The sequence below is a fragment of the Bradyrhizobium diazoefficiens USDA 110 genome (genome assembly GCF_000011365.1).
Taxonomy (GTDB): domain Bacteria; phylum Pseudomonadota; class Alphaproteobacteria; order Rhizobiales; family Xanthobacteraceae; genus Bradyrhizobium; species Bradyrhizobium diazoefficiens.
The window spans coordinates 8479834-8503762 of sequence record NC_004463.1; the positions used below are offsets into that span (position 1 = coordinate 8479834).

At 65.5% G+C, this 23929-nt stretch carries 17 protein-coding genes; 9 read left to right on the plus strand and 8 right to left on the minus strand.

Translation table 11 applies throughout. The features are described 5' to 3' along the window. The first annotated feature begins 161 nt into the window (after positions 1-161). A complete protein-coding gene (locus tag BJA_RS39275) occupies positions 162-1958 on the plus strand; it encodes an adenylate/guanylate cyclase domain-containing protein (RefSeq protein WP_038966174.1) in 1797 nt (598 codons plus the stop codon). A gap of 186 nt (positions 1959-2144) precedes the next feature. Then, positions 2145-4943, plus strand: coding sequence for a di-heme-cytochrome C peroxidase (locus BJA_RS39280; protein ID WP_011090463.1), 2799 nt, complete (start codon positions 2145-2147; stop codon positions 4941-4943). 87 nt (positions 4944-5030) lie between these two features. Here BJA_RS39280 and BJA_RS39285 read toward each other — a convergent pair whose 3' ends face one another. Then, positions 5031-5978 (minus strand): alpha/beta fold hydrolase, encoded by a 948-nt coding sequence (locus BJA_RS39285; protein WP_011090464.1) that lies wholly within the window; start codon positions 5976-5978, stop codon positions 5031-5033. Positions 5979-6185: 207 nt separating this feature from the next. On the opposite strand from BJA_RS39285, the gene BJA_RS39290 reads away from it, so the two are divergent. Together BJA_RS39290 and BJA_RS39295 are read left to right on the plus strand one after the other, a co-directional pair. Further along, complete coding sequence (locus BJA_RS39290) at positions 6186-6656, plus strand: Hsp20 family protein (protein ID WP_028173863.1); 471 nt, start codon at positions 6186-6188, stop codon at positions 6654-6656. A gap of 153 nt (positions 6657-6809) precedes the next feature. Further along, the gene (locus BJA_RS39295) at positions 6810-7580 is read left to right on the plus strand and encodes an alpha/beta fold hydrolase (RefSeq protein ID WP_011090466.1); all 771 of its coding nucleotides are present in this window, start codon (positions 6810-6812) and stop codon (positions 7578-7580) included. A 134-nt stretch (positions 7581-7714) separates the two neighbouring features. Here BJA_RS39295 and BJA_RS39300 read toward each other — a convergent pair whose 3' ends face one another. After that, positions 7715-8497 (minus strand): hypothetical protein, encoded by a 783-nt coding sequence (locus tag BJA_RS39300; RefSeq protein WP_038966172.1) that lies wholly within the window; start codon positions 8495-8497, stop codon positions 7715-7717. A 490-nt stretch (positions 8498-8987) separates the two neighbouring features. Here BJA_RS39300 and gltB point away from each other — a divergent pair, with 490 nt between their 5' ends. Next, positions 8988-13721, plus strand: coding sequence for a glutamate synthase large subunit (gene gltB / locus BJA_RS39305; protein ID WP_011090468.1), 4734 nt, complete (start codon positions 8988-8990; stop codon positions 13719-13721). A 141-nt stretch (positions 13722-13862) separates the two neighbouring features. Next, positions 13863-15314 carry a glutamate synthase subunit beta gene (locus tag BJA_RS39310; RefSeq protein ID WP_011090469.1) on the plus strand — a complete coding sequence of 484 codons (1452 nt, stop codon included), beginning with the start codon at positions 13863-13865 and terminating at the stop codon, positions 15312-15314. 177 nt (positions 15315-15491) lie between these two features. Here the strand turns inward: BJA_RS39310 and BJA_RS39315 are convergent, their stop codons facing one another. Next, a complete protein-coding gene (locus BJA_RS39315) occupies positions 15492-17234 on the minus strand; it encodes an outer membrane beta-barrel protein (RefSeq protein WP_011090470.1) in 1743 nt (580 codons plus the stop codon). Between the two features lie 191 nt (positions 17235-17425). Between BJA_RS39315 and BJA_RS39320 the strand changes: the two genes are divergently transcribed. Continuing rightward, positions 17426-18433, plus strand: coding sequence for a KpsF/GutQ family sugar-phosphate isomerase (locus tag BJA_RS39320; protein ID WP_038966168.1), 1008 nt, complete (start codon positions 17426-17428; stop codon positions 18431-18433). 97 nt (positions 18434-18530) lie between these two features. On the opposite strand, the gene BJA_RS39325 is transcribed toward BJA_RS39320, so the two are convergent. Continuing rightward, positions 18531-19082: a carboxymuconolactone decarboxylase family protein gene (locus BJA_RS39325; protein WP_011090472.1), complete on the minus strand. Its 552-nt coding sequence runs from the start codon at positions 19080-19082 to the stop codon at positions 18531-18533. Between the two features lie 72 nt (positions 19083-19154). Here BJA_RS39325 and BJA_RS39330 point away from each other — a divergent pair, with 72 nt between their 5' ends. Continuing rightward, entirely contained in the window at positions 19155-19481 is a 327-nt protein-coding gene (locus BJA_RS39330) for a winged helix-turn-helix transcriptional regulator (protein ID WP_011090473.1), read from the plus strand. 183 nt (positions 19482-19664) lie between these two features. Here the strand turns inward: BJA_RS39330 and BJA_RS39335 are convergent, their stop codons facing one another. The 4 genes from BJA_RS39335 to hemH form a co-directional block, all read right to left on the minus strand. Then, positions 19665-20108: an NfeD family protein gene (locus tag BJA_RS39335; RefSeq protein WP_011090474.1), complete on the minus strand. Its 444-nt coding sequence runs from the start codon at positions 20106-20108 to the stop codon at positions 19665-19667. A 61-nt stretch (positions 20109-20169) separates the two neighbouring features. Beyond that, positions 20170-21174, minus strand: coding sequence for an SPFH domain-containing protein (locus tag BJA_RS39340; RefSeq protein ID WP_011090475.1), 1005 nt, complete (start codon positions 21172-21174; stop codon positions 20170-20172). A gap of 230 nt (positions 21175-21404) precedes the next feature. Then, complete coding sequence (locus tag BJA_RS39345) at positions 21405-22382, minus strand: ABC transporter substrate-binding protein (RefSeq protein ID WP_038966164.1); 978 nt, start codon at positions 22380-22382, stop codon at positions 21405-21407. A gap of 26 nt (positions 22383-22408) precedes the next feature. Next, positions 22409-23446: a ferrochelatase gene (gene hemH / locus BJA_RS39350; RefSeq protein WP_011090477.1), complete on the minus strand. Its 1038-nt coding sequence runs from the start codon at positions 23444-23446 to the stop codon at positions 22409-22411. Between the two features lie 82 nt (positions 23447-23528). Here hemH and BJA_RS39355 point away from each other — a divergent pair, with 82 nt between their 5' ends. Continuing rightward, positions 23529-23927 (plus strand): MAPEG family protein, encoded by a 399-nt coding sequence (locus tag BJA_RS39355; RefSeq protein WP_011090478.1) that lies wholly within the window; start codon positions 23529-23531, stop codon positions 23925-23927. The last annotated feature ends 2 nt before the right edge of the window (positions 23928-23929 follow it).

Consider the following 23929-nt stretch of genomic DNA (forward strand, 5'->3'; position numbering starts at 1 on the left):
CGTCCACCGCCGGGACTGCGTAGGATTTACCTTGAATTTGCAATGCGGATCATACTTTCCCGCGGCCTCATCTGCTCTATAAAGGCAGGGTTCTTGAAATGCGGGATTCGAGGCGACTGCCACGCCGTGGCCAGTCCTCCATCCTTTGGAGCTCCGAGAATATGGAAAGACGTCTGGCTGCCATTGTTTGCGCCGATGTCGCCGGCTATTCGCGCATGATGGGCAGCGACGAGGCTGGCACCCATGCCGCCTTCAAGGCGCATCGCAGCGCGATTCACCCCATCATCCTCAATCACGGCGGCCGCGTCGTGAAGAACACCGGCGACGGCTTCCTGCTGGAGTTCCCCTCGATCGTCGGCGCCACCGAAGCCGCGATCGCGATGCAGACGCTGATGGCGGAGCGCAACCACCATCTGCCGGCTGACCGCGCCATGCAGTTCAGGCTCGGCATCCACATGGGCGACGTCATCGCCGACGAGGACGAGGTGTTCGGTGACGATGTCAACATTGCCGTCCGCCTGGAATCGGTGGCGAGCCCCGGCGGCTTCGCCATCTCGGCCAAGGCCTACAGCGAGGCGAACAAGCATCTCACCGTGCCGCTGGTCGATGGCGGCAACCATCGCTTCAAGAACATCAAGGATGCGGTCGGGGTCTGGACCTGGAAGCCCGAGGGCGCACGGGCGATCGCCCCCGAGCTGAGGGAGGCCTCCGCACTCTCGCAGCAGTACCGCACCGCGATCGTCGGCGTGCTGCCCTTCGCCAATCTCAGCGACGCCCAGGACGAATACTTCTCCGACGGCCTGACCGAGGATCTGATCCACGCGCTGTCGCTGCAATCCTTCTATCGGGTGCTGAGCCGCAACTCGACCTTCGCCTTCAAGGGCAAGAACACGAGCACTCGGCTGATCGCGCGCGAGATCGACGCCACCTATCTGATCCAGGGCTCGGTGCGGCGCGCCGGAGCCAAGATCCGCGTCACCGCGGAGCTGATCGCGCCGGAGACCGGCGAGCAGCTCTGGACCGGGCGCTACGACCGCGACATCGGCGACTTCTTCGCGATGCAGGACGAGATCACCACCAACCTGTCCGCCGCCATCGCCACCGAGATCGTCCGCGCGGAGGCCTCGGCGCCCGCGCGGCTCTCGACCGACGTAACCGCGTGGGACCGCTTCCTCAAGGGGCTGTCGCATTACTACCGGCAGACCAAGGAGGACCTGGCCGCCGCCATCGACCTGTTCCGGGAGGCCATCGCGGTCGATCCCAAGCTGTCGATCGCGCACGCCTACCTTGCCACGATCCAGATCCAGAGCATCCAGTTCGGCTGGGTCAAGGGTACGCGGGAGATGTGGGCCGAGGCGATGAACCTCGCCGAAACCAGTGTCCGGCTCGACCCGCGCTCCTCCTTCGCGTTCTCGATCCTGTCCTGGGCCCATGCGATGGAAGGGCATTACGAGGCCGCGATGGACGCCGCCAAGCGCGCGGTCGCACTCAACCCCTACGACAACGGCGCGCGCGGCGTGCTCGGCATCTGCCATTTCGTGATCGGCGAGCACCGCGAGGCGATCGAGCTGTTTTCGATGGCCGCGCAGCGCGACAACAGCGACCCGCGCTACCAATGGGCCGCACTGAACGCGTTCAGCCATTATCTGTTGGGGCAGTATGACGCGACCCTGTCGTGGGCCCGCGAGCAGCTCTACATCAACCCGAACCACATGCAGGCGCTGGCGATCCGAGCCGCAGCGCTGGCGCAATTGGGGCGGACCGGCGAGGCCGTCGAGGCGACCCGCGTGCTCATGGGCAACTACCCGACCCTGAATGTCGACCGCCATTTGCGCAATTTCCACTGGAAGCGGCCCGAGGACCTCGCTCATTACCGCGAGGGGCTTCTGAAGGCGGGCGTGCCGCTCGGCAAGCTGACGCTGGTCCAGAGCGACGTCAAACGCGCCGCCGAGTCCTGACAGGCGGACTGCGGCCGCGCGACGATCTCTCGTCCGCTCTTGTTGACAGCACAGTGAATTCAGCCACACTTTGTCACACGCTGAAGTAGTATAGTCGGCGGCGGCCGCGCTGGCTGTTTGTTAGGACTTTCCGCGCTTGATCGGCGCGTCTGATTTTCACGATTCGCCGTTTTCAGGAATTGGGCCATGCATCACCCCGCCTCGAAGCCCCCCTTCGACCCCTCGATCGGGGTCTCGCCGAACAATCCCTGTCCATTCCTGCGCGGCCTCGTCGGCGAAGGCTTCGTCGACGGCGGGACCGTCCCGCTCAACACGCTGTCGCAGACCATCGCGAATGCGAGCGGCGAGACGGGGCTGATGAAGAGCTGGGCCCGGATCCAGGTCCGCGGCGTTGCGCTCATCGCCAACGGATTTAGCCACATCCTGAAAAGCATCCGGTCGGGCCCGCAGCTCGACGAACTGCGCGGTGGCCCTCTGGACAAGCGCGGCGCCGGCTCGCGCGTCCTCGGCGTCGACGGCAAGGTCAACGAGGACGAGATCGCGCGGCTCCAGAGCTTCGGCCGGACCTACACCGATCCGGACACCGGCAGCAGCGAGCCCGGCCTCAACGCTGCGGAAATCAAGACCTTCATGCACGAGAACCTCAAGCGCGCAGGCAGCGCCGTGCGCTGGTACTACCCCGTGCTGATGCAGTTCGAATGGCCCGTCCTGCTGAAGATCATGGGCAAGGGCACGGGTAAGGAGGATCGCTATCTCAGCGTCGCCGACGTGCGCACGCTGCTGAACGCGCGCCAATTCCCCGACCGCATCAACCAGCGGATTTTATCGCAGCCGCTGCTGTCATCCTGCGCGCTCAGGTTTCGCTGGGCTCTCGGGATCATAGCGTTCCTGTTCGCGGCCGCTCTTGTCGCGCTCGTGGCGGTCGCCGAATTCCCCGACCAGGTCCGCGCCATGCTGCCGCAGAAGGGAGTCCTCGCACAGCTGCTGCCGCCGCCCTTGCCAAAACTCCCGGAGACGACGGCGGCCTTCTGGCTCGAGCAGAACTGGTCGCTGGAGGACCGGCACTGGTTCCACCACACCAGCCAGGGCACCGCGACCTTTCCGGTTCCCTACACCTGGTTCATGGCGCTGGAGCAGCCGCGTCTTCGCCTGTTCTCACGCCCCGGCATGGTGAAGGACAGCGCCTATCTCGAGCGCTTCGGCTTCATCCAGAGCCCGCAATCCATCAAGACCGACGCAACCACGCTGCGGAGCTTCGGCTACGCCAACGTCTACGACACGACGCAGCCGAAGAGCCTGTCGACCGATTGGTCGCCGGTCGAGAATGTCGACGGCCTGCCGGTCGGCTTCGCGCGGATGACGGGTGTCGTCGATCCCGCGACCGGCCGCCGCGAGGAAGACAAGATCGGGCTGACCTGCGCCGCCTGCCACACCGGGCACGTGCGCTACAAGGGCGTGGACGTGCGCTTCGACGGCGGCCCGGCCATGACCGACCTGAAGAAGCTCGAGAGCGTGACCGGGCTCTCGATCGCCTACACGCTCTACGTGCCGTTCCGCTTCAAGCGGTTCGCCGACCGCGTACTCGGCCCCGATGCGAGCGACGCCGACCGCAATGCGCTCAAGCAGAGCCTCAAGGCGACCCTCACATTCCTGCTCGACTGGCAAAAGGGTTACGACAAGACGATCGCCGGCAAGAAGACCTGGGACGGCAAGCAGCAAAAGGACACGGAAGAAGGCTTCGGCCGTCTCGATGCGCTCAATCGCATCGGCAACCAGGTGTTCTCCCAGGATTTCGCGCTGAGCGGGGTCAAGGGATTCGAGAAGAACCTGCATGCCCAGGACGCGCCGGTCAGCTTCCCTCCGATCTGGACCGTGCCGTGGCTCAAATTCGCGCAGTACGATGCCTCGATCGAGCAGCCGCTGATCCGCAATGCCGGCGAGGCGCTCGGCGTGACGGCGCTGCTCAACCTGTCCGACGCCTATCCCAAGGACAGGCTTTACCGGTCCTCGGCCGATGTCACCAACCTGCACTGGATCGAGAGTCTGCTGGCGGGCCCCGATCCCTACGCGCAGAAGAAGCTCGGCGGACTGACCTCGCCGAGATGGCCTTCGCAGATTCTCGGCGACGACTGGAAGATCAATCCGGACCGCGTCAAGAGCGGCCGCAAGCTCTACGCCAAGATCTGCGTGGAGTGCCACCTCGGTCCCGTCAACGATCCCGAGTTCGACAAGGAGTTTCCGCAGGAGAGCGTGTGGTCGTCGTCGCGCTGGGAGCGCATCGGCGACGAGATGGTGCTCAACCCGATCCAGAAGAGCGTCACGGGCATGGGGACGGATTCCGCCCAGGCCAGAGTCCTGGAGAAGCGGACGGTCTCGGTGCCGGGCTTCCTCGATCTGAATCCGACACGCATCCTCGGCGACCAATGGAAATGCACCAACCTGCCGGAGACGACCTCGACCGAAATGCCCTATTCGGTTGGGCTGATGGCGATCGTCGACATCGTCAGCCGAAAGGCGATGAATGACGCTCAAATCCCGCCCGACGCGCAGAAGCGCTGGTGGGGCGCCCGCGCCAATTGTCCCAATCCCGGGCCGCAGCCGCCGGATCCCAAGGAGCCCGGTCCCTGGTATCGCGCGCGCCCGCTGAACGGGGTGTGGGCCACCGCGCCCTATCTCCACAACGGTTCAGTGCCCTCGCTGGACTGGATGCTGCGGCCTGCTGCCGAGCGACCCAAGAAATTCTGCATGGGCCAGCGCGACTACGATCCGAAGCTGGTCGGCTTCGCCGTCGTCGAGGGCGAGCGCTGCAAGACCGGAGAAACGCAGTTCTCGACCACCTGGCCCGACGGCACCGAGATCAACGGCAACAGCAATCTCGGCCATTCGTTCGAGGGCAAGGGGCCGCCGCACAAGGACGGCGTCGTCGGCCGCCTGCTGGAAGAAGAAGAGCGCAAGGACCTGATCGAGTATCTGAAGACGCTGTAGCGCGGTCCTTTCACCTCTCCCCGCATCCGCCTTCGTTGAAGCTTCAGCGGACAAGAGCGGGGCGAGGGAGCGCACCGTCACTGCCGCTCACTTGAACAGCGGCGTGCCCGGCACGAAGGCGTCGAAGGCGGCCCAGAACTGGGAGCGGTAGCGGTCCTGCTCCTGGAGGATCTCGTGCTTCGAGCCGGCGATCACGAGATGGGAGCCGGCGCGCAAATGGTAGGCGAACTCCTCGATCGCGGCGGTCGAAACCACGGTGTCGCTGGAGGCCGCCAGCATCAGGATCGGCTGGCGGATCTCGGAGGGGTAGTTCATGCCCTTGAAGGTGTGCATGGCGCGGAAGGCGCTATCGGCCCAGGCGACCGTCGGTGACGCCAGCCCGAGCGTCGGATCCTCCTCCAGGATCGCGGCGTTGCGCGCATAACGCACGGGATCGCTGGTCAGGGGATTGTTGATGAAGGGATCGAGCCCGGTGATGCGGTCGCTGCCGCCGGGAACATAGCGGCCGCCCATCCCCATCAGGCGCATCGTCTTCAGAAGCGCCCGCGACGGAAACGAGGTGGTGCGGCCTGGCAGGTCGATCATCGGCGCCGACAGCACCATGCGGTCGAACCAGCGCTTGCCCGCATGCGCAACGCGCAGCAACACCGTACCGCCCATGGAGTGGGCGAGCGCGAAGAAGGGCGGCGGGCAATCCGGCAGCACCACCTGCTGCACGAAGGTCTCGACGTCGATTTCGAAATCGGCGAAGTCGCGCACATAGCCCTTGCGCGGATCGCGCAGGCGGCGCGAGGAGTGGCCCTGCCCGCGCCAGTCGATCATCGCCACCGCAAAGCCGCGGTCGCGCAGGTCGCGCACGGTCTCGAAATATTTCTCGATCTGCTCGCTGCGTCCGGTGAAGACGCAGACCGTGCCCTTGCGGTTCGCCGGCGGCGCCCAGCGCGCAAAGCGCAGCTCGGCGCCATCGGGTGTCTTGATGGTGCCGCTGACGACGTCTTCGGGAACGGGATTGGACGGAATCGAGATCAGCGTCATTGGGCGAGAAATGCTGAAAATCAAGGGCGGGAGCGCCGAAAAGGCGCAAGTTGCCGCCCTCTTGAACGCCGTTCCCTTGAACCCATATCACCATGGTGCAGGCCGCTACCAGTGTTTCGGAACCGGAACATCAGGCTGCACACAGACTAAAGCCCGGCCCGATTGGCGGGCGGGTTACCAAACAGTCGCTCAATGGAGGACTTGACCATGCGTACCTACGATCTCACCCCCTTCTATCGTTCCACCGTCGGCTTCGACCGCCTCTTCAACCTGCTCGACCAGGCCGGTTCGGACGGCAGCCCCGGTTATCCCCCCTACAACATCGAGCGCACCGGCGAGAACGCCTACCGCATCACCGTTGCGGTCTCGGGCTTTGCCAAGGATGAGCTTTCGATCGTCGCGAAGGAAAACACGCTGACGATCAAGGGCGAGAAAGTCGCAAACGAGAACTCGAAGTCCGAAGTGATTTACCGCGGCATCGCCGCGCGTGCCTTCGAGCGCGCCTTCCAGCTTGCCGATTTCGTGCAGGTGAAGGACGCCTCGCTCGAGAACGGGCTGCTTCACGTCGATCTCGTCCGCGAGATTCCCGAAGCCAAGAAGCCGCGCCAGATCGCGATCAACGCCGGCGCGCCCAAGGCGCAGGTGATCGAGAACTCGGCCGCGCAAGTCGCCGCGTAAAACACGCACGCCACTTCCAGGTTGCGAAAACGCCCCGGTGCCCCGGGGCGTTTTTTTCGTTTGCACCGCATCACAGACTGGTGAGCCTCGTAACAGCGCGGCCTCTCCCTCCGTCCTTTGGGCATCGAACCCAAAACAAGACGGAGAACGATCATGACACTTTGGCGCAGCCTTTTCGTCGCCGCGAGCCTGCTGGCGGCTCCCCTCAGCCTCGCTCACGCACAGAGCCCGCAAGCCGTGAAGGCCAAGAACGTCGTGCTGGTGCACGGCGCCTGGGCCGACGGATCGAGCTGGTCCGAGGTGATCCCGATCCTCCAGGCCGCCGGCCTTCACGTGACCGCCGTGCAGAATCCGCTGTCGTCGCTTGCGGACTCGGTCGAGGCGACCAAGCGCGCGCTGGCCGAGCAGGACGGGCCGACCGTGCTGGTCGCGCATTCCTGGGGCGGCACCGTGATCAGCCAGGTCGGCACCGACCCGAAGGTCACCGGCCTCGTCTATGTCGCCGCACGCGCGCCCGATGCCAACGAGGATTTCGTCGCGCTGTCGAAGCAATTCCCGACCGGCCCGGTGCGCGCCGGCATCATCGAGCGCGACGGCTACACCAAGCTCTCGGAAGACGCCTTCCTGAAATATTTCGCCAATGGCGTGAAGCCGGAACGGGCCAAGGAGCTCTATGCCGTGCAATGGCCGACCGCGGCCTCGATCTTCGCCGGCCGCACCACGGAAGCTGCATGGCACGCCAAGCCGAGCTGGTACGCGGTGTCGAAGAACGACGACACCATCAATCCGGACTTCGAGCGCTTCCTCGCCAAGCGCATGAACGCAACGACGATCGAGCTCGATGCCGGCCACCTCTCGCTGGTGTCGCATCCGAAGGACGTGGCGAACCTGATCCTGGAAGCTGCGGGGTATCCGCGGAGCTGAGAGGCGATTCTCACGATGCAAAAAAGGCGCCTGAAATCTCAGGCGCCATTTATCTTTGCTCCAACATCGTCCTGGCGAAAGCCAGGACGACACCGAAAATGTCGTGAGCGCCGTCGCGCCAAACGAACTGCGCGCTAATCCAGTCCCTGCGCGGCCGGCATGTCCTGCGTCGGCAGAATCGTCGCGGCGGGCTTCGTCTGACCCACTGTCGGCGCAGCGGCCTGCGGCGCGGCCTCGGCGGGCTTGGCCTGCACGGCAGCGGTCTGCTGCGCGGGCTGTGCCTGCGGTGCTTGAGCTTGCGGCGCCTGGGCCTGCTGTACCGCAGGCTCGGCCGGCTTCGCTGCCGCGACCGGCGTCTCGCCGCGCTGCGGAGCCGCCTTGGGCAGCGGCACCGTGCGCCTTGCGACATGCGGGATCGAGGCCGGCGGGCGCGGCGGGCCGCTGCGGACCACGGTCGGCGGCGGCAGCGCGCTTTGCGGGCCGTAGGGCGCGACCGTGGGCTGCTCATAGGCCGGTGCCATGCCGTAGGCATCGGCGGCGGGCATGAAGCGGATGATCCGGCCGTCGCGGGCGTCGATCACGAGCCGGCCGTCGTCGCCGCGGCGGTCGATCACCGAGATGGTGTAGACGCTGCCGCGCAGCCGCGGGATGCCGAGCGGCGAGAAGCCGTTGTCGCGCAGCACCGCATAGACCTCGGTGGCCGGCAGCAGCGCCGGGCCGCGTTCCTCGTAGCCATAGCCATAGCCGTATCGCGGCGGCGGAGGCGGCGCGGCATCCGGTGGCGCATAGGGCCGGTCGAAATCCGACACGGCGATCGTGGCCCCTCCCGCAATACCGTTGGCCGGAACTTGCGCCCCTGCCGCGGTCACAGCCAGCGCCAGCGCGGCGGCGGCCACACATCCTGTGAAAAACTTCATGGTCGACACGCTCCTGTCAGCCCCCGGATGGATCGCGCTCTTTCGCTTCTTGCGGCGTGGCGCGCCTTCCGAAGGGTCGATCCGAAGCTTCATTTGGGATTTCGGCGTCCACAGGGCCGGATCAGGGCGCGTTTGCTTCAAAACCAGGGCTGCGCAACTTTCGGAAAGCGATTGATTGACAGATCGGGAATCGGGACTTTCGCGCGCTTGTGTGATAGACAAAAATTTGGCAAGGTGATGGTTAGGACAGGAAAGCTGTCTCAATTTTGCTTGCGGTTCCGGCATAGGGATTGCAACGAAAGTCGGTGCTTCCGAGCACCAAGAAGGCAACAGGCAAAGCCGTTCACGGGGACGTAGAACGCCTTGGCCTGAATTTAAGAAAATGCGGCTCGCAGCGGACGAGCGGTGACCCAGAGGCGGGTGCCGCGGAACGCCCAAGGTGCGCCGAAGATGGCGGTGAGACAGCTTGCCGCATGGAGAGGACGAGGACATGAACGGGTCGCAATTCGAGCGCGCAAACATCGTGGCAGAAGAACTGTCGGCGACGGTCGCCTCGAAAACGACCGATCCGATTCAGGAACACAATTCGCGCCCGCCCGCCGAAGGCCTCTACGATCCGAGCCTGGAAAAGGATTCCTGCGGCGTCGGCTTCATCGCCAACATCAAGGGCAAGAGGTCGCACAAGATCGTCTCGGACGCGCTGAGCATCCTCTGCAACCTCGAGCATCGCGGCGCTGTCGGCGCCGATCCGCGCGCCGGTGACGGTGCCGGCATCCTGGTGCAGATCCCGCACGCCTTCTTCAGCCGCAAGGCCAAGGAGCTCGGCTTCACGCTGCCGCAGCCCGGCGAATACGCCATCGGCGCGCTGTTCATGCCGCGCGACACCGCCTGGCGCAACGTCATCAAGAGCATCATCGCCGACCAGATCAAGGAAGAGGGCCTGACCCTGCTCGGCTGGCGCGACGTGCCGACCGACAACTCCTCGCTCGGCGTCACCGTGAAGCCGACCGAGCCCGCCTGCATGCAGGTGTTCATCGGCCGCAACGGCACCGCCAAGACCGAGGACGATTTCGAGCGCCGGCTCTACATCCTGCGCAAGTCGATCTCGCAGGCGATCTACCAGCGCCGCGACCGCGGCCTTGCGGGCTATTACCCCTGCTCGATGTCCTGCCGCACCGTGATCTACAAGGGCATGTTCCTCGCCGACCAGCTCGGCAAGTACTATCCCGACCTGCACGAGGCGGACTTCGAGAGTGCGCTGGCGCTGGTGCATCAGCGCTTCTCGACCAACACCTTCCCGGCCTGGTCGCTGGCGCATCCCTACCGCATGATCGCGCATAACGGCGAGATCAACACGCTGCGCGGCAACACCAACTGGATGGCGGCGCGCCAGGCCTCGGTGAGCTCCGAGCTCTACGGCAAGGACATCAACCGGCTCTGGCCGATCTCCTATGAAGGCCAGTCCGACACCGCCTGCTTCGACAACGCGCTCGAATTCCTGGTGCAGGGCGGCTACTCGCTGCCGCACGCCGTCATGATGATGATCCCGGAGGCGTGGGCCGGCAATCCGCTGATGGATGAGAAGCGCCGCGCCTTCTACGAATATCATGCCGCGCTGATGGAGCCGTGGGACGGCCCCGCCGCGATCGCCTTCACCGACGGCCGCCAGATCGGCGCCACGCTGGACCGCAACGGGTTGCGGCCGGCGCGCTATCTCGTGACCAAGGACGACCGCATCGTGATGGCGTCCGAGATGGGCGTGCTGACGATCCCCGAGGACCAGATCATCACCAAGTGGCGGCTCCAGCCCGGCAAGATGCTGCTGGTCGACCTCGAGCAGGGCCGCCTGATCCCCGACGACGAGATCAAGGCCGAGCTCGCCAAGAGCCATCCCTACAAGGAGTGGCTGGAGCGGACCCAGATCGTGCTGGAAGAGCTGCCGAAGGTTCCGACCACCGGCGTGCGCTCCAACCTGTCGCTGCTCGATCGCCAGCAGGCGTTCGGCTACAGCCAGGAAGACATCACCATCCTGATGACGCCGATGGCGGCGACGGGCGAGGAAGCCGCGGGCTCGATGGGCAACGACACGCCGATCTCGGCGCTGTCGGACAAGGCCAAGCCGCTGTTCACCTACTTCAAGCAGAACTTCGCGCAGGTCACCAACCCGCCGATCGACCCGATCCGCGAAGAGCTGGTGATGAGCCTCGTCTCGATCATCGGACCGCGGCCGAACCTGTTCGACCTGCAGGGCATGGCCACCACCAAGCGCCTCGAAGTGCGCCAGCCGATCCTGACCGACGCGGATCTCGAGAAGATCCGCTCGATCACCGACGTGGCCGACACCCACTTCAAGTCGCGCACGCTGGACACCACCTTCCACGCCGGGCTCGGCGCAGCCGGCATGGACCAGGTGCTGGACGAGCTCTGCGCGCGCGCCGAAAGCGCGGTGCGCGAGGGCGTCAACATCATCATCCTGTCCGACCGCATGGTCGGCACCGACCGGGTTCCGATCCCGGCACTGCTGGCCTGCGCTGCCGTGCATCATCATCTGATCCGCGTCGGACTGCGCACCTCGGTCGGCCTTGTCGTCGAATCCGGTGAGCCGCGCGAAGTGCATCACTTCGCCTGCCTTGCCGGCTACGGCGCCGAAGCGATCAATCCCTACCTCGCGTTCGAGACCATCATCGCGATGAAGGACCGCCTGCCCGGCTCGCTCGACGACTACGAGATCGTCAAGCGCTACATCAAGTCGATCGGCAAGGGTCTCTTGAAGGTGATGTCCAAGATGGGCATCTCGACCTACCAGTCCTATTGCGGCGCGCAGATCTTCGACGCGGTCGGCCTCAAGGCGGACTTCGTCGGAAAGTTCTTCGCCGGCACGCATACCCGCGTCGAAGGCGTGGGTCTGGCCGAGATCGCGGAAGAAGCCGTGCGCCGCCATGCCGACGCGTTCGGCGAGGCGCTGGTCTATAAGACCTCGCTCGACGTCGGCGGCGAATATGCCTATCGCAGCCGCGGCGAGGACCATGCCTGGACCGCCGAGTCGGTCGGGCTGCTTCAGCACGCTGCGCGCGGCAATTCGCTGGAGCGCTATCGCGCCTTCGCCAAGATCCTGAACGAGCAGTCGGAGCGCCTGCTGACGCTGCGCGGCCTGTTCCGGATCAAGAGCGCCGAGGAAGAGAAGCGCAAGCCGGTGCCGCTCGACCAGGTCGAGCCGGCCAAGGACATCGTCAAGCGTTTCGCCACGGGTGCGATGAGCTTCGGCTCGATCTCGCGCGAGGCGCACACCACGCTCGCGATCGCCATGAACCGGATCGGCGGCAAGTCGAACACCGGTGAAGGCGGCGAGGAAGCCGACCGCTTCAAGCCGCTGCCGAACGGCGATTCCATGCGCTCAGCGATCAAGCAGGTTGCCTCGGGCCGCTTCGGCGTCACCACGGAGTATCTCGTCAACTCCGACATGATGCAGATCAAGATGGCGCAGGGTGCCAAGCCCGGCGAAGGCGGCCAGCTGCCCGGCCACAAGGTCGACGCGACCATCGCCAAGGTCCGGCACTCGACGCCGGGCGTCGGCCTGATCTCGCCGCCGCCGCATCACGACATCTACTCGATCGAGGATCTGGCGCAGCTCATCTACGACCTCAAGAACGTCAACCCGACGGGCGACGTCTCGGTCAAGCTCGTCTCCGAGATCGGCGTCGGCACGGTCGCCGCGGGCGTCGCCAAGGCGCGCGCCGACCATGTCACCATCGCGGGCTTCGAGGGCGGCACCGGTGCATCGCCCCTGACCTCGATCAAGCACGCCGGCTCACCGTGGGAGATCGGCCTTGCCGAAACCCACCAGACGCTGGTGCGCGAGCGGCTGCGCAGCCGCATCGTGGTCCAGGTCGATGGCGGCTTCCGCACCGGCCGTGACGTCGTGATCGGCGCGCTGCTCGGCGCCGACGAGTTCGGTTTCGCCACCGCGCCGCTGATCGCTGCCGGCTGCATCATGATGCGCAAGTGCCATCTCAACACCTGCCCGGTCGGCGTCGCGACCCAGGACCCCGTCCTGCGCAAGCGCTTCACCGGCCAGCCCGAGCACGTGATCAACTACTTCTTCTTCGTTGCGGAAGAGGTCCGCGAGATCATGGCCTCGCTCGGCTTCCGCACCTTCAACGAGATGATCGGCCAGGTTCAGCTGCTCGACCAGACCAAGCTGGTCGCGCACTGGAAGGCCAAGGGGCTCGACTTCTCCAAGCTGTTCGTCAAGCAGAAGGAAGAGAAGGGCCAGAAGATCTATCACTCCGAGCGCCAGAACCATCATCTGGAAGCTGTGCTCGACCGCACGCTGATCGAGCAGGCGACGCCCGCGCTCGATCGCGGCGCGCCGGTGAAGATCGACGCTACGATCAACAGCACCAACCGTTCCGCCGGCGCCATGCTGTCGGGCGCGGTCGCCAAGATCTACGGCCATGCCGGCCTGCCGCATGACACCATCCATGTCAGCCTCAAGGGCACTGCCGGCCAGGCCTTCGGCGCGTGGCTCGCCCATGGCGTCACCTTCGAGCTCGAGGGTGAAGGCAACGACTATGTCGGCAAGGGCCTCTCGGGCGGCAAGATCATCGTCAAGCCGCCGAAGAACTCCGCGATCGTGCCGGAAGAAAGCATCATCGTCGGCAACACCGTGATGTACGGCGCGATCCAGGGCGAGTGCTACTTCCGCGGCATCGCCGGCGAACGCTTCGCCGTGCGCAACTCGGGCGCGATCGCCGTGGTCGAGGGCGCGGGCGATCATTGCTGCGAATACATGACCGGCGGCATCGTGGTCGTGCTCGGCAAGACCGGGCGCAACTTCGCGGCCGGCATGTCGGGCGGCATCGCCTACGTGCTCGACGAGACCGGCGACTTCGACAAGCTGTGCAACCTCAGCATGGTCGAACTCGAACCGGTCCTGTCGGAGGAGCTGATCAACGCCGGCACCTACAATCACACCGGTGACCTCGAGGCGCATGGCCGGGTCGACGTGTTCAAGGGCCTACTCGACTCCGACGTCGAGCGGCTGCACGTCCTGATCACGCGCCATGCGAAAGCGACCGGCTCCAAGCGCGCCGCCGACATCCTTGCCAATTGGAAGGACTGGCTGCCAAAATTCCGCAAGGTGATGCCGGTCGAGTACCGGCGTGCGCTGCGCGAAATGGCGGCCAACGCGGACGCCGAGCCGAAGATCGCGATCGGGGCGTAATTCTCAACTCGCGTCATTCCGGGGCGCGCAAAGCGCGAACCCGGAATCTCGCAAACCAACCTCCAGGTTCCGGGTCTGCGCGCGGCGCGCGCATCCCGGAACGACGGCAAACAAACCTAAGCGGCAGGGACTTCGGGTTTAATGGGCAAGATCACGGGTTTTCTGGAAATCGAACGGCACGACCGCAAGTACACCCCGGTCGCCGAGCGCGTGAAGCATTTTCACGAGTTCGTCGTTCCCTTGACCGAGAGGGAAACGCGCGACCAGGCCGCGCGCTGTATGAACTGCGGCATTCCCTATTGCCACGGCACAGGCTCGGTCGCGCCCGGCACGCCGGGCTGCCCGGTCAACAACCAGATCCCCGATTTCAACGACCTCGTCTATCAGGGCAACTGGGAAGAGGCCTCGCGCAACCTGCACTCGACCAACAATTTCCCGGAGTTCACCGGGCGCATCTGCCCCGCGCCGTGCGAAGCGTCCTGCACGCTCAACATCGACGACAACCCGGTCACCATCAAGACGATCGAATGCGCGATCGTCGACCGCGCCTGGGACAATGGCTGGCTGAAGCCGGAAGTCGCCTCCGTCAAGACCGGCAAGAAGGTCGCAGTGATCGGCTCTGGACCCGCCGGCATGGCCTGCGCGCAGCAGCTCGCGCGCGCCGGCCACGACGTGCACCTGTTCGAGAAGTTCGCCAAGGCCGGCGGCTTGCTCCGTTACGGCATCCCCGACTTCAAGATGGAGAAGGGCATCATCGACCGCCGCGTCAAGCAGATGGAAGGCGAAGGCGTCACCTTCCACTACAACAGCCATGTCGGCGCTGACGGCAATGTCGATCCGCGCGAGATGCTCAACGAGTATGACGCCGTGGCGCTGACCGGCGGCGCGGAAGCCCCGCGCGACCTGCCGATCCCCGGCCGCGATCTCCAAGGCATCCACTACGCCATGGACTTCCTGCCGCAGCAGAATCGCCGCGTCTCCGAGGAGCCGCTGAACGGCGTCACCGAGATTTTGGCCGGCGGCAAGCATGTCGTCGTCATCGGCGGCGGCGACACCGGAAGCGACTGCATCGGCACCTCGCTGCGCCAGGGCGCGCTGTCCGTGACCCAGCTCGAGATCATGCCCGCCCCGCCCGAGCGCGAGAACAAGGGCCTGACCTGGCCGAACTGGCCGCTGAAGATGCGCACCTCCTCCAGCCAGGCCGAAGGCGCGATCCGCGAATTCGCCGTGCTGACCCAGAAGTTTTCCGGCGAGAACGGCCAGGTCAAGAAGCTGCACTGCGTGCGCGTCGACGACAAGTTCAAGCCGATTGCCGGCACCGAGTTCGAGCTGGATGCCGAGCTCGTCCTGCTCGCCATGGGTTTCGTCCACCCCGTGCATGAGGGCCTGCTCAAGCTGCTCTCGGTCGAGCTCGACCCCCGCGGCAACGTCAAGGCCAACACGCTCGACTACCAGACCTCGCGTCCGAACGTGTTCACCGCCGGCGACATGCGGCGTGGGCAATCGCTGGTGGTCTGGGCGATCCGTGAGGGCCGGCTGTGTGCAAGGTCGATTGATACGTTCTTGATGGGGAAGACGGATCTGCCGCGGTAGGTTCGCCGCTCGCCGGTCATTCCGGGGCGCGCGAAGCGCGAGCCCGGAATCCATTTATCCACGCCCCCTGACGCCCGATGGATTCCGGGTTCGCGCCAAATGGCGCGCCCCGGAATGACGAGCGGAGAGAGCCGTGCTCTCGCGCCTCATCTCACTCCAGACGCGTGCTGACAGGCGTCAATTCTGCAGCCTCACCCCCAGCATCACCACCGTGCCCTGCGAGCTCGAGGTCGGCTGGTTCGAATCCAGGATGTCGTGGCGCAGCGTGCCCTTGATCCAGATGTTGCGATTGAGCTTGTAGATCAGGTTGCCTTCGAGCGAGTAGGTTTTGTCGTTACGACCCTGGTTCTGGTAATCGTAGGTGCCGTAGGTGAACTTGCCGACCGCGGTGAGCCAGCGGCGGAAGTCGTGATCGACTTCGACCCCGTAGGTGTGCACCAGCACGCCGGAGGAGCCGGGGACCGTGGTCTCCGCGATCTGCGTGTCGGTGGCGAATTTCACCGTGGTCAGGCCGCTCGCGTTCCAGATCAGCGAGCCCGAGGTGAGGAAGCCCGAGAGCTGACTGAGGCGCGGGTCGACATAGTTGCGCGCAGAATAGCCGACCGAGACCTCGCCGGTGAGGATGCGCGAGAACTCGAAGGACGAGCCGACCTTGGCATAGCCGCCGTTTGAATCGCGGAAGTAGCCGTTGCGGTCGGCGGCCTGGTCGTGGACGCGGGTGTCGCCCTGGATCTCGACGAACGGCTTCAGGCCCGGCTTGAGCTCGTAGGAGAAGCGGCCGACCCCGCCGTACTGGTTGAAGTCGCGATCGTTGTTGCTGAAGGTCGAGCCGTCGGTGAGCTTTGAATCCGTGTAGGCGGTGCGATCCACGGTGGCGCCGGCGGCGACCTGGAAGCGGTTGAAGGTCTGGTCGAAGCCGATGGTCGTGCCATAGGTCGCATAGACCGGATATTTCTGGAGGCCGGCCTGCACGTTCGGGCTGCCGGGATTGTCGGTGGCGAGCCGCAGGCGCAGTTGCGAGGTCAGCTTGAGATCGCGGTCGACGTCGATGCGGCCGTCGACATGACCGGTGAAATCGGGCCGGTCGATCTCGACCGGCGAGGGCGAGGCGAAGCCGTCGATCGTCGCCGGCATGTTGTTGGTGTAGCCCGAGAACGAGCCGCGCAAATCGGCGACCAGCGCGTGGCGCTCCCAGTCGGACGCCACGAGGAGGTCGGGCGCGACGACGTAGACCGGCGAGCCGACCGGCTTGTTCAGACGCGCCGGGTTGGTGTCATAGCCGGCGGAGAGCTCGAGCCCGCCCTTGATCAGGAAGCTGCCGGCATAATCGCCGACCGCGCCGAACGCGTCGTCATCGGCCTTGAGGCGGCGGCGCAGCGGCTGGCCGGGCACGCTGCCGGCCATCGCCGGCGGCACCGGCACCTTGTGCGCGGTCTCCGACGGCGGCGGCGCGATGCGCGGCGGGCCGAGCGTCCTGTCCGGCGTTGCCGGCGGCACCGGCGAGCCGGGTCCGACCGGGCGCTTCGGTTTCGGCTGCCCGGGATAGAGCTTGGGCTGCTGCCGCTTGCGGTTGAGCGAGTCGTAACCCGAGCCGCTGGCGCCGTTGGCGGCCGGCAGGCCGTAGGTCGGCACCTGGCCGACGCGCGAGGTCGCCGGCGTCTGCTGGCGCTTGCGCGGGTCGGCATTGGGATCGGGCAGCGCCGGCAGCGCGTCCGAGGGCGCCTGCGGCACGCCCGCCGTGCGGCGCGTCGGCAGTGTCTCAGGCGCGGCGAAGCCGCCGCGGTTGGGATTGAACAGGTCAGGCGTGAGGCTCTGGGCGGCGACTGGGCCGCTTTGCAGGGCCGTCAGCGCAAGACACGGCAAAGCCGCGCGCAGGAAATGCGCGCGTTTGCTCCGGCCCATGCCTGGAGACGACCCCACGATGGAATTACCCCAACGAAATCAAATACTTTCGCGACGGTTCCCGCCGGCTGGCAGAAACCATCGTTAATGGAGTTAAAACAATTATGGTTAATGACCCGTTGAGGGTCGGGGCGGCCGCGTCGCCTCATACGCCGAGGCGTGCTAAGCAGGCACCAACGGGCCATCGCCCCTCCTCCCTGGACCTGAACATGCCGAGTTCGAAACCGCTGATGACCCAATCATCCGGCCCCATTCCCGCCAGCGTCGAATCCGCGCTCCGCACCCTGGAGACAGAGAGCGGCGGCATCAACGCGCTCGCCGCCGCCCTGCGCGGCCCGCTGGGTGCGACCTTCGCCAAGGCGGTCGACATGATCCGGCAGGCCAAGGGTCGCGTCATCGTCACCGGGCTCGGCAAGTCAGGTCATATGGGGCGCAAGATCGCCGCGACGCTGGCCTCGACCGGCACGCCCGCCTTCTTCGTTCACACCGCTGAAGCCGCCCATGGCGACCTCGGCATGATCACCGCGGACGACGTCATCATGGCGCTGTCCTGGTCCGGCGAGCAGCCGGAGATGAAGACCCTCGTGAACTATTCGGCGCGCTTTGCGATCCCCATGATCGCGGTGACGTCGAACGCGGCGTCCTCGTTGGGGCAAGCCGCCGACCTCGTGATCGAGCTGCCGAAGGCGCGCGAGGCCTGCCCGCACAATCTGGCGCCGACCACCTCGACGCTGATGCAGGCTGCGATCGGCGATGCGCTCGCGATCGCGCTGCTCGAAGGCCGCGGCTTCACCGCGCTGGAGTTCGCGCATTTCCATCCCGGCGGCAAGCTCGGCGCGATGCTGAAATTCGTCCGCGACTACATGCGCACCGGCGCGGAGATCCCGGTCAAGCCTGAAGGCACCAAGATGTCGGAGGCCGTGGTCGAGATGTCGGCCAAGGGACTGGGCTGCGTCTGCATCGTCAACGACGCGAATGAGGCCGTCGGCATCATCACCGACGGCGATCTGCGCCGTCACATGCGTCCCGACCTGCTGACAGTGTCGGTCGACGACATCATGACCAGGCAGCCCAAGTCCGTGCCGCCCTCGATGCTCGCCACCGAGATGATCGAGGTGCTGAACACCCGCAAAATCACGACGCTGCTGGTGACCGAGGCGGGCAAGGTCGTGGGCATCGTGCATTTGCACGATCTGCTGCGCGCGGGCGTGGCGTAGCTTCAAGCACAGTCATTCCGGGGCGATGCGAAGCATCGAACCCGGAATCTCGAGATTCCGGGTTCACGCTTCGCGTGCCCCGGAATGACAGCGAGGGCTACGCCGGAAACTGCGCCGCCTTTTCCTCCAGCGGCAGCCGCAAGCCGTTCGCCAGATACGACACCGTGCGATAGAAGCCGCACAGCAGCATGATCTCCAGAATCTGCGCCTCGTCGTAATGCGCCGCGAGCGCGGCGAATTCCGCGTCGGTGAACGTCGAGCGGTGATGCAGCGCATCGACGGCGGCAATCAGCGCCTGCTCGTCCAGTGACCAGCAGGCTGATGTCGCATCGCCCTCTACGGTCGCGCGGACCTCCTCCTCCGTGAGGCGCGCCGGCCCGGCAAAGACCGCGACATGCACACCCCATTCGTATTCGCATTTGCTCAGCGCGCAGGTGCGGTCGATCACGATCTCGCGCTGGCGCAGGGACAGCGGCCCGGGATCGAGCAGCCCGCCGGCGCGAAACTTGTCCCAGGCGCGGCCGTGGCCCGCCATCACCCGGAACAGCACCAGCGGCGGCGCGCCGCGCATGATGCGGTCGAACTGCGCCTGGATCTCCGGGGGATAAGGCGGCGCGAGCGGCGCAATGCGCGGTGTGGCCCGGGACATCGGCCGTCTCCGTTGCTACAATTATCGTAGCGATACGCTACACTATCTGTAGCGCGACGCAAGAGGACGACGATGGCGAAACAGGCCGGTTCGACAACACGCAACGTCCGCGGCTCGCGCACCGGACGGCCGATCATGGCGCTGCTCGACCTGCTCGGCCGGCGCTGGACCTTGCGTATCCTGTGGGAGTTGCGCGAGGAGCCCCTCACCTCCCGCGCATTGCGCATGGCGTGCGACGAGGCTTCGCCCACGGTGCTGCAAGCGCGGCTGGACGATTTGCGCGAGGCGGGGTTCGTGGAGCTCGGCGAAGGCGGAGGCTATGGGCTGACGCCGCTCGGGCGGGACTTGTGCGAGACGTTCATGCCGCTGCACAGATTCGCGGAGAGGTGGAGGAAGTAGAATCGGAACATCTGCCGCGCGCTCCAATCTTCCTTCTCCCCTTGTGGGAGAAGGTGGCGCGAAGCGCCGGATGAGGGGTTTTCTCCGCAAACTCAGCGCTGCGTTGGAGGAGGGAGACCCCTCACCCGTCTCGCCGCTACGCGGCGAGCCCCCTCTCCCACAAGGGGAGAGGGGAAGAGAAAACTACGCCACCGCTACCGTCAGATTCACGCCGTCCACCTGCACCACCTTCACGCGCGTCCCGGCCGGCGTATCGGGACCTGCGACGCGCCAGACCGTGTCGCCGATGCGCATGGTGCCGTTGCCGTCGACGATCGGCTTCTCCAGCGTGAACTCACGGCCGAGCAGCGCCTCGGTGCGCTTGTTGAGGAAGGGGCTTGCGCTTGCATCGGGCCTCGGCCGGGCGAGCCGCCGCCACACCGGCACGGCGGCGGCAGCGAAGATCGCGAACATCACGAGCTGAGTCTGCCAGGACAGATGAACGGCGAACGAGATCAGGCCCACCAGCAAAGCGGCGAGCCCGAGCCAGAACAGGAATACGCCCGGTGCGATCGTCTCCAGCGCCATCAGGATGAAGGCAAAGATCAGCCAGTTCCAGGTGCCGAGCGATACGAACGTGTCGGTCATGATACGACCTCTGAATATTGACGCATGCCGTTTTCAAAAGAACCGCGTCATGCGCCGGTGACTATCCCTGCCGCGGCGGCACCGCCGGCGGCGTACTGCCGGTCGGAGGCACAGAGCCCGGGCGGCGAGCAGCGGCAGCCGCAGACGCCGCGCTTTCGCCGAACGTTGCTTTCGCGATCTCGCCGATGCCGGCGAGCGAGCCGAGCATGCTGGTGGCTTCGATCGGCAGCATGATGATCTTCTGGTTCGGCGAGTCCGCGAACTGGCCGAACGCCTTGATATATTTGTCGGCGATAAAATAGTTCAACGCCGCGACGTCGCCCTTGGCGATGGCTTCACTGACCATCTGCGTCGCCTTGGCCTCGGCCTCCGCGGACCGCTCGCGGGCCTCGGCGTCGCGGAACGCGGCTTCCTTGCGGCCCTCGGCCTGGAGGATCTGGCCCTGCTTGGCGCCTTCCGCGCGCAGGATCTCCGACTGTCGCTGGCCTTCGGCGGCCAGAATGTCGGCGCGCTTGACGCGCTCCGCCTTCATCTGGCGGCCCATCGCCTCGACGAGATCGGCGGGCGGCACGATGTCCTTGATCTCGATGCGGTTGACCTTCAGGCCCCAGGGCGAGACCGCCGCATCGACGACGCGCAACAGGCGCTCGTTGATCTCGTCGCGATGCGACAGCACCTGGTCGAGATCCATCGCGCCCATCACCGAGCGGATGTTGGTCATGGTCAGGACCGTGATGGCCTGGGTCAGGTTGGAGACCTCGTAGCTCGCCTTGGCGGCGTCGAACACCTGGTAGAAGGCGACGCCGTCCACCGTCACGGTGGCGTTGTCCTTGGTGATCACCTCCTGCTCGGGAATGTCGATCACCTGCTCCATCATGTTGATCTTGCGCCCGACGCGATCGAAATAGGGCACGATCAGGTTGAGCCCGGGGCTCAGCGTCTGGGTGTACTTGCCGAACCGCTCGATGGTCCAGTCATAGCCCTGCGGGACGGTCTTCACGCCGGCAATCAGCGTGACGATGACGAGCAAAACCAGAACAATCGCGAAAATGTCGAAACCGCTCATATTTCCTCCAAGGCGGGAAAAAGCCCTTTCCCGCGCTGTCATTGGTCGGGAACGCGACCTTACTGGTTCAGCGGTTACGATTCACGTCGGCATTCGGACGATTCTGCACAAGACGAACTCGGGGGGAAACGGTCATGATATGTATTTCCGAAAGGCTCTTGAAAGCGTCCGGGCGCAGACCTAACGGCGAAAGTTAACGAATCCGGACATGTCGTCCGTCACGGACGACTTTATTCGATGACGTCGTTCGCGGTTGCGAGCAAGCCTGGGGGAATGGTGACGCCAAGCGCCTTGGCGGCCTTGAGGTTGACCGCGAGCTCGAACTTGGTGGGGTTCTGCACCGGCAGGTCGGCTGCCTGCGCGCCCTTCAGGATGCGATCGATGTAGCCCGCGGCACGGCGGAGCTGCTCGGCGCTGTCGGTGCTGTAGGACATCAGCCCGCCCTCGTCGACGAAGGTGCGGCTCCAGAACACCGCAGGCACGCGCGCCTCTCTGACCGCCGCGAGCAGATGCGCGCGGTTGGCCATGGTGAAGAAGTCCGGCAGGATCAGCAGGCCGCCGTCTTTGCGCGAGGCCAGCGCCGCGATCGAGGCTGCGTCATGGACCGGCGCGGGCTCGACCGTCACGTGAAGCGTCCGTGCGGCGTCCTCGATCGTGCGCAGCATGAGGGCAGCGAACGGCGCGGTGGCGGGATTGTAGACGACGAAGACGCGGGACACTTTCGGCGTCACTTGCGTCAGCATCTCCAGCCATTTGCCGGCCAGCGGGCCGTCGTAATCGGTGAAGCCGGTGATGTTGCCGCCGGGATGGGCGAGGTTCTGGACGAAGCCCTGGCTGACGGGATCGGTGACCACGGCGAACACGATCGGGATCATCGCGGTGCGCCGGCGCAGCTCTTCGACCGAGGGCGTGCCGACCGCGAGCAGGATGTCGGGCTTGAGCGCGATCAGCTCGTCGGCGAGCCCGGCGATCCGCGCCCGGTCGCCGGCGCCGCTGCGCCAGTCGATCCTGAGATTGCCGTGCTCTTTCCAGCCATGGGCGGCGAGCGCCTCGACCAGGATGGCGCTGCGCGTCTGCCCGATCGCATCGTCGGCGGCCGTGACCGAGAGCACGCCGAGCCGCCGCGTCGCATTCGCCTGCTGCGCCTGTGCCGAAGCCGGCAGCACGACGATCGTCCCAAGAAGCGCCAGACACGCGCGGCGGTTCAAGGGGCGAACCATCAGATCCAGGCTCACTATATCCAGCCCTGGAGCTCGCGCAGCACCAGGGTGCGGATCACGTCCATGCCGGGTTCGCTGTCGTTGAGGCAGGGGATCGCGGAAAACTGCTCGCCGCCATTGTGCTTGAAGATCTCGGCATTCTCCTGCGCGATCTCCTCCAGCGTCTCCAGGCAGTCAGCGGCAAAACCCGGCGTCACCACCGCGATGCGGCGCACGCCCTCTTTCGCGAGCCGCTCCATCGTCTTGTCGGTGTAGGGCTGGAGCCACTCGTCATTGCCGAAGCGCGACTGGAAGGTCAGCAGCAATTTTGATGCGTCCACGCCGAGCCGGCGGCGCAGCGCCTCGGTCGTGGCGATGCAATGCTCCTGATAGGGATCGCCCTTGTCGACATAGGATTTCGGCATGCCGTGGAAGGAGGCGACGATCAGCTCCGGCTTGAACGGCAGGGTTGCCAGATGCGTCTCGATCGAGACGGCGAGCGCCTCGATATAGGCCTCGTCCTCGTAGTACGGCGGCGTCACCCGCAGCGTCGGCTGCGCACGCAGGCGGGCGAGCACGCGGAACACCTCGTCGCAGACGGTCGCCGAGGTCGAGGCGGAATATTGCGGATAAAGCGGGACCGCGAGGATGCGGTCGCATCCCTCCGCGATCAGCGCGTCGATGCCCGACTTGATCGAGGGATTGCCGTAGCGCATCGCCCAGTCCACCACGACATGATCGCGATCCGACAGCGCGGCGGCGAGCTTGTCGCTTTGCGACCGCGTGATGGTCTTCAGTGGCGACTCGTTCTTCTCGTTGTTCCAGATCTTCTGGTAGTCGAGCGCCTTGGTGCGGGGACGGCTGCGCAGGATGATCCCGTTCAGCACCACCTTCCAGACCAGGCCCTGGTCCTCGATGACCCGGGCGTCCGAGAGGAATTCCTTGAGATAGACCCGCACCCCCGGCGCATCGGCCGTATCGGGCGTGCCGAGATTGACCAGGAGCACGCCGACCCGCTTCTGGCCGGACTGGACGGTTGGCTGTGTGGTCTCGTTGGGAGCGGCGGTCGACATGATCAGTTGCGTCGCGCGTTGCACCGAACTTGTCAAGATGAGCCCGGTTTCGCTAGGGTCGCACCCAAGCGGGGGAGGGAAGATGACACTCGCGGAATGGTGCGTATTCGGAGCGCTGCTGCTCTACCTTGCGACGATCGCCTCGATCAAATGGATCCGGTTTCGCGGGTTCGACAATTCCCGGCCGCGCGATCCCGCCTTCTATGAGGACGCCATCGCGCAGCGCGCGCTCGGCGCCCACCAGAACGGCATCGAGACCTTTCCGTTCTTCGCCTTCGCGGTGCTGCTCGCCGAATTCAGGGACTCGCCGCAGCGGCTGATCGACGAGCTCGCGGTGCTGTTCCTGATCGTGCGGATCGCCTACGTGCTGACCTATCTCGGCAACCGCCCGACGCTGCGCTCGATCCTCTGGAGCATCGGCTTTGCGATCAATCTCGTGATCTTCTTCATGCCGATGCTGAAGCGGTTCTTGCCGGTGTGAGG